General features: G+C 43.8%; 11 protein-coding genes and 1 pseudogene. 11 read left to right on the top strand and 1 reads right to left on the bottom strand.

Annotation, left to right across the window (positions count from 1 at the left end; genetic code table 11):
• Window positions 1-291 precede the first annotated feature (291 nt).
• The 3 genes and pseudogenes from AB4Z50_RS27850 to AB4Z50_RS27840 all read left to right on the top strand — a co-directional run bounded on the left by AB4Z50_RS27850 (window position 292) and on the right by AB4Z50_RS27840 (window position 3,468).
• Window positions 292-486, top strand: coding sequence for a hypothetical protein (locus tag AB4Z50_RS27850; protein ID WP_076270361.1), 195 nt, complete (start codon window positions 292-294; stop codon window positions 484-486).
• A gap of 176 nt (window positions 487-662) precedes the next feature.
• Window positions 663-747 (top strand): annotated as a pseudogene (locus AB4Z50_RS27845) (DUF3934 family protein); the annotation flags it as partial.
• Between the two features lie 354 nt (window positions 748-1,101).
• Complete coding sequence (locus AB4Z50_RS27840) at window positions 1,102-3,468, top strand: EAL domain-containing protein (RefSeq protein WP_441884421.1); 2,367 nt, start codon at window positions 1,102-1,104, stop codon at window positions 3,466-3,468.
• A gap of 65 nt (window positions 3,469-3,533) precedes the next feature.
• On the opposite strand, the gene AB4Z50_RS27835 is transcribed toward AB4Z50_RS27840, so the two are convergent.
• Entirely contained in the window at window positions 3,534-4,178 is a 645-nt protein-coding gene (locus tag AB4Z50_RS27835; protein ID WP_441884418.1) for a GntR family transcriptional regulator, read from the bottom strand.
• A gap of 352 nt (window positions 4,179-4,530) precedes the next feature.
• On the opposite strand from AB4Z50_RS27835, the gene AB4Z50_RS27830 reads away from it, so the two are divergent.
• From AB4Z50_RS27830 to AB4Z50_RS27795, 8 genes are all read left to right on the top strand, one after another.
• Entirely contained in the window at window positions 4,531-5,355 is an 825-nt protein-coding gene (locus AB4Z50_RS27830; protein ID WP_441884415.1) for a transporter substrate-binding domain-containing protein, read from the top strand.
• Window positions 5,356-5,377: 22 nt separating this feature from the next.
• Complete coding sequence (locus AB4Z50_RS27825) at window positions 5,378-6,028, top strand: amino acid ABC transporter permease (RefSeq protein ID WP_076270366.1); 651 nt, start codon at window positions 5,378-5,380, stop codon at window positions 6,026-6,028.
• Window positions 6,028-6,750 (top strand): amino acid ABC transporter ATP-binding protein, encoded by a 723-nt coding sequence (locus AB4Z50_RS27820; RefSeq protein WP_441884411.1) that lies wholly within the window; start codon window positions 6,028-6,030, stop codon window positions 6,748-6,750. Before AB4Z50_RS27825 ends, AB4Z50_RS27820 begins: the two co-directional genes overlap by 1 nt.
• 110 nt (window positions 6,751-6,860) lie before the next feature.
• Window positions 6,861-8,066 carry an ornithine--oxo-acid transaminase gene (locus AB4Z50_RS27815; protein ID WP_441884408.1) on the top strand — a complete coding sequence of 402 codons (1,206 nt, stop codon included), beginning with the start codon at window positions 6,861-6,863 and terminating at the stop codon, window positions 8,064-8,066.
• A gap of 98 nt (window positions 8,067-8,164) precedes the next feature.
• On the top strand, window positions 8,165-9,067 hold the full coding sequence (rocF, locus tag AB4Z50_RS27810; protein ID WP_441884405.1) for an arginase: 903 nt from the start codon (window positions 8,165-8,167) through the stop codon (window positions 9,065-9,067).
• 31 nt (window positions 9,068-9,098) lie between these two features.
• On the top strand, window positions 9,099-10,013 hold the full coding sequence (locus AB4Z50_RS27805) for a proline dehydrogenase family protein (protein ID WP_441884402.1): 915 nt from the start codon (window positions 9,099-9,101) through the stop codon (window positions 10,011-10,013).
• A 12-nt stretch (window positions 10,014-10,025) separates the two neighbouring features.
• Entirely contained in the window at window positions 10,026-11,591 is a 1,566-nt protein-coding gene (pruA, locus tag AB4Z50_RS27800; protein WP_441884399.1) for an L-glutamate gamma-semialdehyde dehydrogenase, read from the top strand.
• Between the two features lie 317 nt (window positions 11,592-11,908).
• Window positions 11,909-16,258 (top strand): M20/M25/M40 family metallo-hydrolase, encoded by a 4,350-nt coding sequence (locus AB4Z50_RS27795; RefSeq protein ID WP_441884396.1) that lies wholly within the window; start codon window positions 11,909-11,911, stop codon window positions 16,256-16,258.
• Window positions 16,259-16,264: the final 6 nt, after the last annotated feature.

Raw genomic sequence — 16,264 nt, 5'->3', positions numbered from 1 at the left:
CTGGTCAATAAGCAGCTGTTTTTTTCTTCCATAAAATAAGAAACAATTATAACTGAAGTTTCTATTTAACTTTTCTGTTATTTCCTATTTAATAGTATAGAGAAGGATAAATAGATTGGTGCAGCATTTGTTAATAGTGCGTAAACATTTTTGGGAATATTCAGAAAACTTTAAAATATACTATAAACGATAAGAACAGAAACAGCTAGAATGATTTTATGCTTTTCCTCCTATTTTTTTCATAAAATCTTAATGTTCTTGCTCTATAATCGAATTAAGGGAGTGATGGGAATGATCTCTTCTTACTTCAATGAATGGCTGGATGAATATAATGATTATATGAGATTATACACGCTTTTTGGCGACGAGTATTACCTCGAACAAGCTGGTGAAGCGTTAGCTGCGTTAAAGGCTTTGGTCCTTAGAGCTGAGCGCCATAAAAATATTCTTCGGAAAATCATGAGCGATAAGGTTCATGTTTATTAAGAATAACAAACGAAGAGCATAACGAAATTTAAAATTTAAAAGCCATCATAAGAATCCAAGTGCAGGATTAATGGTATACTGATAAGTAATGATAACGAGGAACAAGATTCTGATAGATGCTTTAGCTGCATTTTATGAGGTTTAACTCGGCATAGAAGACATGATGGAGTGATAATATGAGTAGTACAAAGGGTAAAGGCGGAACCGGCAGAGGAACGGACAAAAAAGGCTGGAATCGCTGGCAAGCAGGGGAAAAGAAGAAGTTAGCGAAAAAGGTATTTGGCAGAAACCAAGGTGCTAAAGGCGCTGAAGGTGAAAAAGGTAAAACGGACGATAAAAATACGCCTAATGCTAAAAGCGCTAACATGACTAAAGGCAGTACCGCATTTAAAGGTGGAAGCGCGGCTAAGGGCAGAAAATAGAAATAACAAAGAGCAACCTGTGCGTGAGCCATGATGCTCTTATGAAACGAAAGACGGTTAGACAGGGAAGCTCTCTGTTTAACCGTCTTTTTCTCGTTGTCCTGCCGATATTTAAGTTTTATAATGGTACTATTGCTTGGATAAAAATGTGAATTGTATTTTTGAATAATGTTCAGCGAGGTGGCTTCATCATATGAGTGACTATCAATCCATAATGCTTCTGCTCTTCTTTATCTTTCCCGTCATGTATATGATTGACACCGCTTTAGTTATTATAAGACGAAACGCTAAGCATATTGAGAATCGTCTTGCCTTCCTTACCATTTGTTTGCTGGCGAGCATGATTTTTTTTCAATACCTCGAACAGCTGTTATCTGCCGAATATGCGCTGAATATTTCTGCATATATGGTGTACCCGGCTTCTATAGCTGCGGTAAGCATGAGCGTTTTGCTTCATCTTACGGCAACAAACAGTTATCATCGGCTTTCTCGATGGAGCAGCATAGGCATAGCGTTTATACCATTTATAACGTATTTTCTGTTTCTAGCCATAAGAGGAAGAGAATATTTGCTTGAAGGGGTTCGTATAGAAGGATCTTGGAAGCAAATCGAAGCTGCTCCAGCCATGACTGTTATTTTTGGTTTTATGGTCATGTATTCATTGCTTAATGTGGTTATTTGTTTAATAGCCTATTATAAAGCGAATAACAACGTTGATCGCAAACGATTTATGATACTGCTAAAAGCCAATCTATTTTACCAGCTGGCGACGATCGGGGTTTTAATTGTATATACTGCTTTCTCGCCTTATGTTTATATTTCAGATTCAGTCATTTTTTTGACAACGATAATATGGAGTATTTCACTTCGTGTCTATATGAAAAATGATTTCTTGCCTTCTACATCCAAAAAATATGAGCTGCTTTATCATTTTTCCCCAACCGCCATCATTATGATCGACAAAAATATGATCATGAAGGAAGTAAATCCAGGTGCGCTTCGTATACTTGGATTTGAGAAGGAAGAGGAGCTGGAAAATCGCTCCTTATCTGAATTCATCGTTATGAACGAACGCAAAGACATGGAGGAAGCCTTTGCTGCTTCCTTTCCGAAGGATGCATGGAGAAACCGTGAGCTGACCATAGTGAATCGAAAAGGCCAGAAACGTGCGATTTTGGCTGATACGGAAATGATGGCTGAGGGTAAGGATTGGTTTTTGTTAATGGTCATTCGGGATATTACGCAGCAGCAGGAAGAGTCGCGTCTCATACATTTTTTGGCACATCACGATACATTGACTAAACTGCCTAACCGCTATCATTTTAATCGAGAGCTGGAAGCTTCGTTGAAAGCTGTGAAATCATCAAAAGCGCTGCTCGGAGTCATGCTTATCGATTTGGATCGCTTTAAGCTGATAAACGATACGCTTGGACATCAGTTTGGTGATCAGGCTTTAATTGACGTTGCTCAGCGCCTGCGTCAAAATGTAGACCATCGGCATTTGCTTGCCCGTCTGGGCGGAGATGAATTTATTATTTTAATTAAAGAAGCGGAAGAATATGATGAGATCGTGTCGCTTGCCGAAAACATTCATCTAGCCTTTCAGCTGCCGATTACGCTTCAAGGGCAAGATTTCTACTTAGGCGGCAGCATTGGAATTAGTGTCCATCCTTTTGATGATGACAGCTCTGATGGGCTTATCAAGAGGGCAGACATTGCCATGTACAATGCGAAACATAGCGGAGGCAATCAGTATCGGTTATATACGAATGAGATGATTGCTCTAGTACAGCGAGACGTCAAGCTAGAGAAGCATCTTCGCAAAGCACTGAAACGCAAGGAATTTGTTCTCCATTATCAGCCGCAGATTAATTTGGCAAGCGGACAGCTGATAGGGGCAGAGGCGCTTATTCGCTGGCAATCGGTAGAGCTTGGCATGGTGCATCCAGGAGAATTTATCACGCTGGCAGAGCAAACAGGATTAATTAATGAAATTGGACAATGGGTTATTGCGGAAGCTTGTCAGCAGGGTAAACTGTGGCAGGAGCAAGGCTGGAATGATTTTATGCTGTCGGTGAACGTTTCGTCGAGACAATTCATGCAGCCGGATTTCGTGAATAAGGTTCAGGAGATTTTGCGCAGCAGCGGTCTTGAGCCTGATCGGTTATGCTTGGAGATTACGGAGAGTATGGTCGTTAATAATTTAAATGTAGCTAGAAAGATGCTCGATGAGCTTGTAGCTTTAGGTATACATATTGCCATTGATGATTTTGGTACAGGTTATTCCTCATTAAGTGTGCTAAGGCAGCTGCCGATTGCTATTATCAAAATTGACCGCTCCTTTATTACTGATATGGATGCCTATCAAGGCGGCTTATCAATTGTAAAGACGATTGTGTCGATGGGGCATGACCTGCAGAAGCAGGTGGTTGCCGAGGGCGTAGAAACATTGGATCAATATGAACAGCTAAAGCAGCTTGGCTGCGACAAGGCGCAGGGTTATTACTATCATAAGCCGCTCCCATTACTAGAGTTTAATAAACTATTAATCGCTAGGTGATAGGTTCGAAAGTACATAAACGAAGGCTGCCAGCTTCAAGCTGGCAGCCTTTTTTTGGTATGTCATTAGAGCATCTCGGTATCAATAATGCGCCAGTGATGCTTAAGTGTAGCTTCCAAGGCTTCTTTATCCTTCTCTTTGAACAAGTTAAGAATTTTTCGATGCTCCGCATTTACTTGCTTTAGCACGTTTGCGAGCTTTGGTTTGTCTTCGCTTGCATAGGATTGACGAATAAAGCTATTTTTTAATGAATTTAACGTTTCGATTAATACAGGATTATCGCATTTTTTTATATAAATCTCATGGAAGTTATATTGGTCCATATGATAATCGGAAAAATACAGCTTGCTAATATCAAGATCAATTTTGTCGACAAGCCTTTCCATTTCGGTGAAGTCAGGCTGCTGAAGTAAATCAATACATAAGGTAGCAGCGAGTGCATCCAACACTCCAATAATTCGGGAAAAATCGAGTTTTTTCTTGGAATCGAAGGCTTTGACAGTGAAACCGCGTCTAGGTAAATAATCTAGGAGATTGTCGGAGGATAGTTGAAATAATGCTTCTCTGGTAGGCGTACGGCTTATATCTAGTTTTTTGCAAATTTCAGCTTCATTGATTTTTTGATTCGGCAGTAATGTGCCATCTTGGATTTTTTGAGCGATATACTCATAAACATGGTCTTTTAACGATTGGTATTTAGGTGATTGCATGTAGGTTCCCCTGTTCTAACTTACTTTAATGAGGTGAAGTTGTTTGCTATATAACTTTTATATGGGTTAGAGAAATGGCTTAGTTGAATGAACATACATTCGTACAGTAGATGATTTCACTATTTTATCATCTGATCCAGATATTAGACAAGCGTATGAATATGTCGAAAGGTGTCATAATAACTCACATTGAAATAACAATTTTTAATAGAATCATAAAAAAACATTGTAGATAGTGGAAACCGATGTTATAATTACTTCCATCATACATGTATATTGTATACAGATTTAACTCCGTATTCAATTCGGGGGATTTTAGACTAAATCAGATAATGAATTGGGAGAGATGGAAATGAAAAAGAAATTATCATTGCTGCTTATTTCGGTTATGGTCGTCCTTTCGGCATGTGGTCAAAACAATAAGGAAAATACGCCAGCTGCAACGAACAATAACGCGGCAACAGATCCTCCAGCAGTAGAGAAAACAACGCTTACCCTGGGTACAAGTGCAGATTACGCACCCTTTGAGTTCCATAAGATAATAGACGGTAAAGATACGATCGTAGGTTTTGATATTGAAATTGCTAGAGAGATTGCAAAAGATATGAATGCTGAGCTCAAAATTCAAGATATGGACTTTGATGGTTTGCTGCTCGCACTCGATACAGGAAAAGTAGATATGGTTATTTCGGGTCTGACGCCTACGGAAGAACGCAAAAAGAACGTTGATTTCTCTGAAATCTATTACCTGACTAGCCAAGGCGTTTTGGTGAAAAAGGACCAAACTGAGCAATTCAAGTCATTGGATGATTTGAAAGGCAAAAAAATCGGTATTCAAAAAGGTTCGATTCAAGAAGGCATTGCACAGGAAATCGCCGATGCGAAGCTAACGTCTTTGGCTAAAATTCCTGAATTGATTTTGGAGCTGAAGAGCGGTCGTGTAGATGCCATTATTCTAGAAAAACCGGTTGCGGATCAATACGCAGTGGCCCAAACGGATATTGCAGTTTCTGAAGTGAAGATTGAGCAGCCCGTAGAAGAAGCTGGCGTATCCATAGCCGTTAAGAAGGGCAACCAAGATTTACTTAATAAAATTGATGGAACGATTGCTCGTTTGAAGGAAAGCGGCGAAATTGATCGTTATGTTGTTGAGGCCAATGAGCTGGTTGGAGAATAAAGAGCGGACGGAGTAGTTGGATATGGATTTAAACTTCGGTTTCATGGCTGAGTATTGGCCGATTTTTTTGAGAGGAGCCTTGGTCACGCTGGAGCTGTCTTTCTTCGGCGTGGCACTAGGCACAGTGCTTGGGGTTGTCTTTGCATTAATGCGAATCTCGCGCATCTGGCCGGTTAAGTTTTTGGCCTCTACCTATATCGAGATCATACGAGGAACCCCGATGCTCGTGCAAATCTTTATTATTCATTATGGACTGACTGGATTTGGTATAAATCTTCCGCCTTTTATATCCGGAGTGGTAGCGCTTACGATTAATAGTTCTGCCTATATGGCTGAGGTGTTCCGTGCGGGAATCGAAGCGATCGACAAGGGTCAGACGGAGGCGGCTCGATCCTTGGGGCTGAGCAGAGGTATGGCGCTTCGGTACATCGTGCTGCCGCAAGCTTTCCGCAACATGCTGCCGGCAATCGGCAATGAATTCATTATTATTATAAAAGATTCCTCGCTTATATCCGTCATAGGCATTGCGGAGCTGATGTTCAATGCTCGGACGGTTCAGAGCGTCACCTTCTCGCCGATGGAGCCGTTGTTAATCGCCTGCGCTTTATATTTTATCATGACATTTACATTATCCAGGCTGCTTGCTGTGCTAGAGAGGAAGTTGAGAAGCTGATGATAGTCGTAAAAGGGCTGCGCAAATCTTATGGAAAAAACGAAATATTGAAGGGGATAGACACGGTAATTCGCAAAGGCGAGGTTGTTGTTGTTATTGGACCGAGCGGATCAGGGAAAAGCACCTTTCTTCGTTGTTTGAATCGATTGGAGGAGCCGTCGGCTGGTCATATTCAGCTGAATGATCGTGAAATTATAAATAAACAGTCGGAGTTAAATCGGATTCGTCAAGAAATGGGCATGGTGTTTCAGCATTTTAATTTATTTCCGCATATGACTGTCTTGGAAAATTTGACCCTCGCTCCGCGTAAGCTAAAGAAGCTGAGTAAAGAGCAGGCAAATGTAGAAGCTGTGGAGCTGCTGCGCTTAGTGGGGCTCGAAGACAAGAAAGATGCCTATCCAGATCGTCTCTCAGGCGGACAAAAGCAGCGTGTTGCGATAGCGAGAGCGCTTGCCATGCAGCCTAGCGTGATGCTGTTTGATGAACCAACGTCAGCACTCGATCCTGAGATGGTTGGCGAGGTGCTTGAAGTCATGCGGAAGCTTGCTCAAAACGGAATGACGATGGTTATTGTAACGCATGAAATGGGTTTTGCCCGCGAGGTTGGCGATAGGCTGCTGTTTATGGATGGCGGCTGCATTGTTGAAGAGGGAGTGCCATTGAAGGTATTCCAAAATCCTCAGCACCCGCGAACGCAAGATTTTTTGGCAAAGGTTTTATAGCAGCAAGGTCGTTTAGTTTGTGAATTCCTGGTGGTTAATAATCAATCCAGGTTTTTTTATAACAGTAATTGAATATTGTATACAAATTTGTAGGGAGTGATTTCATCGATATGACATCTACCAAATCTACAGCGGTTGTCATGGAGCAGTCGGATCGATACGGCGCACACAATTACCATCCGCTGCCTATCGTCATTTCGGAGGCTGAAGGTGTCTGGGTGAACGACCCTGAAGGCAATCGGTATATGGATATGCTCAGTGCGTACAGCGCTCTTAATCATGGTCATAGGCATCCAAAGATTATTCATGCACTTAAAGATCAAGCGGATAAAGTAACGCTCACTTCACGTGCTTTTCACAATGATAAGCTGGGTGAGTTTTATGAAAAGCTCGTTAATTACACGGGTAAAAATAAAATTTTGGCAATGAACACGGGGGCAGAAGCAGTGGAAACCGCCATTAAGGCGGTTCGTCGCTGGGCATATCGTGACAAAGGCGTGGAGCACGACCAAGCGGAAATTATCGTTTGTATGGGCAATTTTCATGGTCGGACGATAACGGTCACATCCTTCTCATCAACGGAGGAATACAAAAAGGATTTTGGGCCATTTACGCCAGGCTTCAAGCTAGTTCCTTATGGCGATTTGGCTGCTCTTGAACAGGCGATTACACCAAATACAGCTGCCTTTCTCGTTGAGCCGATTCAAGGGGAGGCGGGCATCATTATTCCGCCGGAAGGATATTTGTCGGGAGCCTATGCATTGTGCAAACAAAATAATGTGCTGTTCGTGGCTGATGAAATTCAAACCGGTTTTGGACGTACAGGCAGACGCTTTGCGTGTGATTGGGAAAATGTAACGCCAGATGTTTATATTATGGGCAAAGCGCTGGGTGGCGGGGTAATGCCCATTTCGGCAATCGCCGCAAACGATACGATTTTAAATGTTTTTGAGCCTGGATCGCATGGATCTACGTTTGGCGGCAACCCGCTGGCTTGTGCCGTCTCTGCAGCAGCGATTGATGTCATTGAGGAGGAGAAGCTGGCAGAGCGTTCGGATGAACTGGGGAAATATTTTCGAGAACAATTAGCTGAAATTAGTTCACCGCATATTGTGGAAATTCGCGGTAAGGGCTTGTTTATCGGTTTGGAGCTTGATACAGCAGCTAGGCCATACTGTGAACGTCTGATGGCGAAAGGGCTATTGTGCAAAGAAACACATGACACGACCATAAGGTTCGCGCCGCCGCTCATTATAACGAAAGAAGAGATCGATTGGGCGATAGAAAGGATTGCGCTTGTGCTTCAATCCGAATAAAGGATGAATTTGCGGACGGAGACAGCTTAAGGAAGGGGATGTTCACTTTGGGAAGCATTGGGGAAGCGAATCTTAACAAGACGGGGAGGACGGATTTTATGGCGAATAAAAAAGTGAGACTCATAAGCGTTCCGTTCTGGATGGGCGGAAGCCGCGCAGGATCGGAGCTTGGACCGGAAAGCATTATTCAATCAGGGCTAGCGCGTCAAATCAGAAGTATGGGATTTGATTTAGTTGGCAACTACGAGGTCAGCTGCCCGAGGCATGGCGTGCTTGATCCGAAGCAGCCCAAGATGAAATATTTTCCCGAAGTGAAAGAGATGAGCGGGCTAGTAGGTGAACAGGTCTATCGCGCAGTGCTTGCGGACTCCTTTCCTCTCGTATTAGGAGGGGACCATAGTGTTGCGATTGGCTCGCTAGCTGGTTTGACTGGTCATTACAATAATTTGGGTATTATCTGGTTTGATGCGCATGGCGACTTGAATACGGAGGAGACAACTCCTTCCGGAAATATGCACGGTATGCCGCTTGCGGTAGCGATGGGTCTAGGGAAGTTTAAGCTTTCCGATATACCGGGAGCTGGACCGCTCATTAAGAAAGAAAATGTAGTGATTATCGGAGCGCGTGATTTGGATCATTACGAGAAGGAGCTTATTCGCTCAGAAGGTATCGCTTGCTTCACGATGCATGACATTGACCGAATGGGCATGAAGGCAGTCATGGAGAAGGCGATTGAGATTGTGAGCAGCGGTACGGATGGTGTGCATGTAAGCTTTGATATGGATTGTATGGACCCGGCGGAAGCTATTGGTGTAGGGACGCCGGTTCCAGGCGGAATAAGCTATCGCGAAGCGCATCTAGCGCTGGAGCTGCTAGCTGAAACAGGCCGCGTAACCTCTATGGATATTGTGGAAGTAAATCCTCTGCTGGATGTAGGCATGCGTACTTCTCGGCTTGCGGTTGAGATGGCGACCTCTCTGCTTGGCAAACGAATCATATAGAATCTAGGCGGTTAGGGGACGAGGGTTTGCTATGGAAAAAATGATGAGGAGCTTTTTTCTGACTCTCGGCAAAAGCATTCGGATTGGGAGCTTGGCGCGTAAATATGGCCTCAAGCTGGGAGCTAGCCGATTTGTAGCTGGGGTTGAGATAAGCAGCGCCATTGAAGCGGTCAAGAAGCTTAATAAACAAGGAAAAATGGCAACTTTAGATCATTTAGGTGAATTTATTCGAGGCAAGGAAGAGGCAGCTTATTCCGCAAATATGTGCTTGCGCACGCTAAAGGCAATTGCTGCTTCTAATGCAAATGCGAACTTATCATTAAAGCTTACAAGCTTAGGACTGGATCTAGACAGCAAGCTGTGCGAGGAGCATATGAGAACGATATTGGATGCCGCTGCGAAAATGAACATTTTTGTTCGAATCGATATGGAAGATTACTCTCACTGCCAGCCTGCTCTTGATCTATATAAGAGGCTGCGAGAGTCATATGACCATGTAGGTATCGTTATTCAAGCTTATTTGTTTCGCTCGGAGCAGGATGTTTATGAGCTAGGACTTAATCGTGCCAACCTAAGATTGGTGAAGGGCGCTTATAAAGAAGCTGAAGAGGTTGCCTATCCGCAGAAAACGGATGTCGATCAATCATTTGAGAGATTAATAAAGATGCATTTGCAGAGCGGCAGCTACACGGGGATAGCGACCCATGATCGCGCCATCATTGAGACCACAAAAAGGTTCATCAAAAAGCAGGGAATTCCAGTGGAGCAATTCGAGTTCCAAATGCTTTATGGCATTTGCGAGGAGCTGCAGGATGAACTCGTTCGTGATGGTTATAGAGTAAGAATCTATGTCCCTTACGGTGAAGATTGGTTTGGTTATTTCATGCGAAGACTGGCAGAACGACCTGATAACGTTTGGTTTGTACTGAAAAATATGTGGAAGTAGAGGGGAATGACAATGAGAGAATGGAATGTAACGCCATTTGTTACTGAACCGATGACTGATTTTGGCAATGCTGAGAACCGCGCTGCCTTTCTGGAAGCAATTGCTCATGTGAGAACCGAATTAGGCAAGCAATACCCGCTGCATATTGGAGGTCATACCGTTCATACCTCTGATTATATCGTATCGCGCAACCCGGCAAAGTCGGATGAAGTAGTAGGTGAAGTGGCAAAAGCGAGCCAAGAATTAGCTGAACAGGCGATGAAATCAGCGCTTGCTGCATTTGAAACGTGGAAACATACATCGGTATGGACACGGGCGAGCTGCTTGATGAAAGCCGCAGCGCTCATGCGGGAGCGGAAGCATTATTTTTCGGCGTGGCTCGTAATTGAGTCAGGTAAAAACTGGGCAGAAGCCGATGCAGATACGGCAGAAGCGATTGATTTTATGGATTATTATGCACGTGAAATGTTGAAATTAGCGGAAACCAATGAGCTAAAGCCGCTGGTTAAGCTAGCAGGTGAAGACAATCGGCTGACTTATATTCCGCTGGGCGTCGGGATTGTTATTCCGCCTTGGAATTTCCCGCTGGCAATATGCGCTGGGATGGCTAGTGCCTCTATTGTTGCAGGCAACACGATTATTATGAAACCTGCATCTACAACTCCGATTATTGCTTACAAGTTCTATGAGCTGATGGTGGAGGCGGGGATGCCTGCTGATGTTATTCAGTATTTGCCGGGAAGCGGTGCAGAAATCGGCGACTACTTGACTAGCCATCCAAAGACCAGATTCATTAGCTTCACAGGCTCGAAGGAAATAGGGCTGCGTATTAATAGGCTGGCTGCTGAACAAGCGCCGGGACAAATATGGATGAAGCGAGTTGTAGCAGAAATGGGCGGGAAAGACGGTATTGTCGTAGATGAAACGGCCAATATCGATGCAGCTGCTGATGCTATTGTAGCTTCTGCATTTGGGTTTCAAGGACAGAAATGCTCGGCAGGCTCTAGAGCCATTGTTGTAGCGGATGTGTATGATGAGCTAATTGAAAAAGTGAAAGAAAGAACGAACAAGCTTGTTATGGGTTCCCCGGAAGAGAATGCGGCAATCGGGCCTGTTATTGATAAAGCTTCTTTTGACAAGATTTTGAATGCCATTGAGAGAGGCAAGAGTGAAGGTAGATTAATAGCAGGCGGCGGAAAAGGAATAGAGAGCGGCTATTTCATAGAGCCAACGGTATTCGCTGATGTTGCTCCAAAAGATTCGTTAATGCAAGAAGAGATCTTCGGGCCTGTACTAGCGATTGCTAAGGCGAAGGATTGGCAGGAGGCTATTCATATTTACAATGATACGGAGTTTGGTCTGACAGGAGCTTTTTTCTCAGCAGAAGAGGATCGTATTCAAGCAGCGCTGCAGGAAATGCATTGCGGCAATCTATATATTAACCGTAAATGTACGGGAGCGTTAGTAGGCGTTCATCCCTTTGGGGGATTTAATATGTCAGGTACAGATTCAAAGGCTGGCGGACATGATTATATGCTATTGTTCACGCAAGCTAAACTTACGTCTATTAAACTATGAATGAATAATGGTCGGTATTCTTAAAATTTAATGTCATATAAAATAACATAAAAGATTGATTTTTATCGAATTTTGATCGAATATCAGAAAATATCATTGTCTATATGGAATGTTGATGTTACACTATCTCACGTAAAGAAGTATATTGTATACAAATTTTGACGCTTTACCCACATATACATAAGGCGCATCCTAGATTAAGTCAAAATTGATTAACGCAAAAGCGGAATGGGAGTGATGAGTATAGCATTGTCAATCTGTCGTTTGGCTGCACTCTGTTTATTGGTTTAATTGCTAGACAAAAAAGGAGGAAGAACATGTCTAAGAAGATTATCTCTCAAAAGCTTCTCGCACTCATGCTTTCCTTAATGCTCATTTTCTCTATCATTGCTCCTGGTGCTGCATATGCGCGGGAAGGTGCCGATACAGGTTCGGTTCCTGCTGAGGAGACTGTAGTCGCTCCAGAAACAACGGGGCTGGAAGAAACTTCGGATACGGAGCCGCTGATCGTCTCTGCACTTGCTGAGCCGGAAGATTCGGTTGGTAAAAGTGCTTATGATTATCTTAATTATATGGCGACCACAATCGGTGCTCGTGTTGCGGGTACAGCGAAAGAGGTTGAAGCCGGAAATTATGTAAAGGCTGAATTTGAAAAACTAGGCCTTAATACTGCGGTACAGCCGTTCAGCTATACTCGCGGTGGGACAACGGTTAATTCAAATAACATCGTAGCGACTAAAGTAGGAACCTCGCCAAAGGTTATAATCGTAGGCGCGCATTATGACTCTGTCAATGCAGGCAAAGGCGCTGATGATAATGCATCAGGTGTAGCGGTTATGCTGGAATCAGCGAAAGCAGTGTCCGAGCTAGCTACGCCGTATACGATTAAATTCATTGCGTTTGGCGCGGAAGAGCAAGGACTTAGAGGTTCTCAATATTATGTGTCTCAAATGACGGCTCAAGATAAGAAAAACACAGTTGCGATGATTAACCTCGACAGTGTGGCTGTCGGCGACAATATGTATATTTATGGCAGCAGTGGTTCAAAAGGTTTCGTTCGTGACCTAGGCCTTAGCATTGCTGACCGTCTTGGTCTTTCCCTTATAACTAATCCAGGTGAAAATCCTAAGTATCCAGCTGGTACAACAGGAGACTGGAGTGATCATGCTCCATTCTCGAAAGCAGGCATTCCTTACRCCTACTTGGAAGCGACGAACTGGAGCCTTGGCGACAAGGATGGTTATACGCAAACTACACTGGATGGAGAGATATGGCACACAGCAAAAGATACTCTTGATTATATCGAGTCTGCTTATCCGGGAAGAATCCAAGAGCATTTAACAACATTTACTAAAGTCCTCACAGGCATTCTTCTTGAAGTACAAGAGCTTCAACTAAGCAAAGATAAAGCATCCATAACAGAAAAAAGAACGATTGACGTTTCATTCGAATTACCGGCAGGCGTAGCGCTTGCAGATCTGAAATGGAGCTATGGCGAGAAACCTCTGACCGAATGGAAAAAGTGGGGCACGAACTCATATTCGGGAGACCCATTCATCTATTTGGAAGGGACGCCAGTGCTGGATGGAACGACGGTTAAAGCGCAAGTTACGTTCGACCTTATTTACAACACAACAAACTTGTCTGGTGCTCACCGTTCCAGATACCCGGCAATGCTTGGTACTCGTGATTTTGCTGTTCTAGATCAGAAAGGCCGCACCATTGCGACAGCACCTATTAAGCTTAATGTTTATGACAGCTATCATTCGTATGATGAAATTAAACCAGAGATTGATGCGATTACAGCAGAAATTAATGCGAAAAATAATCGCTATGTCGAAACGCAGGTTCTTGGCCAATCCGTGCAGGGCAGAAACATTTATTTTACGATTTTGGCAAAGGACAAAGCGTCTGTAGACAAATACTTAAATGAAACGATGCCTGCTATGATGAATGATCCGAAGGGCTTGCAGGATAAAATCAAAAATGGCACGTTCACCGACTATAAAGTTCCAGTATGGCTTAACAATATCCATCCGGATGAAGCGCCTGGCGTTGACGTTATTCTTAACTTCTTCCGGGAAATGGGGATGAAGGATAACATCACGTTTAATACGAACGAGGATGCTGCTAATCCGCTGCCCGTTACGTTAAACGTAAATGATGCGCTTGAAAATGCTATTTTCCTAATGAATTTTACGGAAAATCCAGATGGACGTTCATTGAATACGCGGGCAAATGCCAACTCGTTTGACTTGAACCGCGATAATTCCTATCAAACGCAGCCCGAAACAAAAATCGTAACGAAAGAAATTGCCAAATGGTCGCCGCTTTCCTTCTTGGATATGCACGGTTTCGTAGGCAGCTTCCTGATCGAGCCGTGTACGCCGCCGCATGATCCGAACTTCGAGTACGATCTATTGATTGGAAGCATGCTCGAGCAAGCGAATGCGATGGGTAAAGCAGGTATAGCTAATACCAAATATACAAGCTACGAAATTCCGTATGAATCTCATCAAAACAACAATGGACCTAATAAATCAGGCTGGGACGATGCATCTCCTGCGTATACAGCTGTTTATGCGATGCACCATGGTGCATTAGGTCACACGCTGGAAATACCAGAGCTTAACGAGGATTCAACGACTGCACTCTTCTATGCGAGCGTTGCAGCAACCAAGTATGTAGTAGAAAACAAAGAAAAATTGTTTTTGAACCAGCTTGAAGTTTATAAACGTGGAGTCGAGAATACAGACAGCCGTACCGTTGATAAATATTTGACGAATGCTGCTGATCAAGTCATTGGCAGACCGCGCGGTGCAGAAACTAATTTCTTCCCAGACTATTATGTTCTTCCTGTAGCAAGCGAATTGCAAAAAAACCGCCTAGCAACGTATGAAATGGTTCAGTACTTGCTGAGCAATGGCGTGAAAGTCGAACAAACCACGACACCTGTGACGATTGGCGAGGTCGTTTATCCAATTGGCTCTTATGTTGTCAACATGAAGCAAGCGAAGAGGGGTTATGCTAACCTCGTCTTGTATGACGGCTTTGATGTATCGGATTTCTCTGAAATGTATGCGGAAATCGTTCAAAGCTTTGCTGATATGAGAGGTTTTGATCGTTATGTGGTTCGTCAGGATGGAGCCTTCTCCGGTAAAACGACGAGCGTTACTGGAGTCGTAATCCCAGAGACGACCATTCCAGGCGACGCAGAACAGTATGTCATTAGAAATACAAGCAATGCGGCCATTAAAGCAGTAAATGAATTGCTTGCAGCTAAGAAAGCAGTAACGATGCTGAGCAAAGGTGCTGCAGGTTATGAATTAGGAGATTTCCTCGTTTCCAAAGCGGATCTCCAGTCTATTTCCAAAAAATATTTGTTAGATGTTATTGCCTTTGACAGTAAGAACAGCAAAGAAGGGCCGCTGCTGAAATTAACGACGGTATCCGCAACAGGAGTCCCTGCTTTTGTTCTAAAAGATTTGGGCTTCCCTGTGACAACGGATATGGCGGCAAGCGATGTACTTATTAACACAAGCGGACAAGCAAGCACGAACCTGATTGGTGAGGGCAAGCCTTATATTGGATTCGGAAGATCAGCAATGAACACAATGAAGGGTTCGACGCTGCTGCCAGGATTCGATTTCGCAACGACAGGAAGCTCTCATGAAGGCTTGTTCAAAACAGAGCTGGATCAAACGCATTTGATTACGGCTGCGTACGATGCAAAAGAATACTTCTACACGGCATCGGGTTCATGGATCACTTCTACTCCTGCAAATGCAAAGGTGTTGGCAACGGCAAGTACAGATGCTGACTTCTTTAAAGCAGGCTGGTGGCCTGGAAATGATAAAGTAAAAGGTAAAACGATTGGCTTCACCTACAAAAAAGGCAAAATTAATGTCACGTTATTTGCGAATGATTTGCTGAACAGAGCACATCCGCAAAAGCAATTCAGAGTGGTGGCTAATGCAATATTTACAGCGGCATTTGCTGAGGAGACGGGACCTGTTGTAACACCGGACCCAGGCACCGGCGGACCAGGTCCAGTTGTAACACCAACGCCAACACCGACTCCTAAACCTACGCCAACGCCAGTTGACGTTCCTGAGTTTAAAGATTTAGGAGCTGTCGAGGCATGGGCTGGAGACGCAATTAAGGAGTTGGCTGGAAAAGGCATTATTACAGGTATTAGCAGCACATCATTTGCACCGCTTAAACAAGTAACGCGAGCTGAGTTTTTGACGATGCTTGTTCGCGCTTATCAATTAGCGGATGCGACTGCCACGGCAGACTTCAGTGATGTGAAAACGTCGGATTGGTACTACGCTTCAGTAGCTGCAGCGGTGAAAGCAGGACTGGCTCAAGGTGTAGGAGAGGGCAAATTCGATCCTAACCGACCGATTACACGTGAGGAAATGGCTATTATGGCTGCGAACGCCTTGAAGCTCATCAATAAGGATGCAGCAGCAAGTGACGTAGAGGGTGCCTTAAGTAAATTTAGCGACCAAGCTAAAATGGCATCGTATGCGAAAGAAGCGATTGCCCTTCTGACAGAACAAGGCGTGATCAACGGCATGACGGACGGCTCCTATGCTCCAAAAGGCATAGCTAACAGAGCGCAAGCAGCCGTTATCATTAGCAAGCTCCTTAAGAAAAATTAAATTAAA

This window comes from Paenibacillus sp. 2TAB26 (assembly GCF_052115145.1).
GTDB lineage: Bacteria > Bacillota > Bacilli > Paenibacillales > Paenibacillaceae > Pristimantibacillus.
The sequence above is the reverse complement of the archived record's forward strand: the minus strand, read 5'-3'. Positions and strand labels throughout refer to the sequence as shown.

What these genes read in the sequence shown, in the direction of transcription:
- AB4Z50_RS27850 (WP_076270361.1), top strand. Translation starts at nt 292, where the DNA reads ATGATCTCTTCTTACTTCAATGAATGGCTGGATGAATATAATGATTAT.
- AB4Z50_RS27840 (WP_441884421.1), top strand. Translation starts at nt 1,102, where the DNA reads ATGAGTGACTATCAATCCATAATGCTTCTGCTCTTCTTTATCTTTCCC.
- AB4Z50_RS27835 (WP_441884418.1), bottom strand. Translation starts at nt 4,178, where the DNA reads ATGCAATCACCTAAATACCAATCGTTAAAAGACCATGTTTATGAGTAT.
- AB4Z50_RS27830 (WP_441884415.1), top strand. Translation starts at nt 4,531, where the DNA reads ATGAAAAAGAAATTATCATTGCTGCTTATTTCGGTTATGGTCGTCCTT.
- AB4Z50_RS27825 (WP_076270366.1), top strand. Translation starts at nt 5,378, where the DNA reads ATGGATTTAAACTTCGGTTTCATGGCTGAGTATTGGCCGATTTTTTTG.
- AB4Z50_RS27820 (WP_441884411.1), top strand. Translation starts at nt 6,028, where the DNA reads ATGATAGTCGTAAAAGGGCTGCGCAAATCTTATGGAAAAAACGAAATA.
- AB4Z50_RS27815 (WP_441884408.1), top strand. Translation starts at nt 6,861, where the DNA reads ATGACATCTACCAAATCTACAGCGGTTGTCATGGAGCAGTCGGATCGA.
- rocF (WP_441884405.1), top strand. Translation starts at nt 8,165, where the DNA reads ATGGCGAATAAAAAAGTGAGACTCATAAGCGTTCCGTTCTGGATGGGC.
- AB4Z50_RS27805 (WP_441884402.1), top strand. Translation starts at nt 9,099, where the DNA reads ATGGAAAAAATGATGAGGAGCTTTTTTCTGACTCTCGGCAAAAGCATT.
- pruA (WP_441884399.1), top strand. Translation starts at nt 10,026, where the DNA reads ATGAGAGAATGGAATGTAACGCCATTTGTTACTGAACCGATGACTGAT.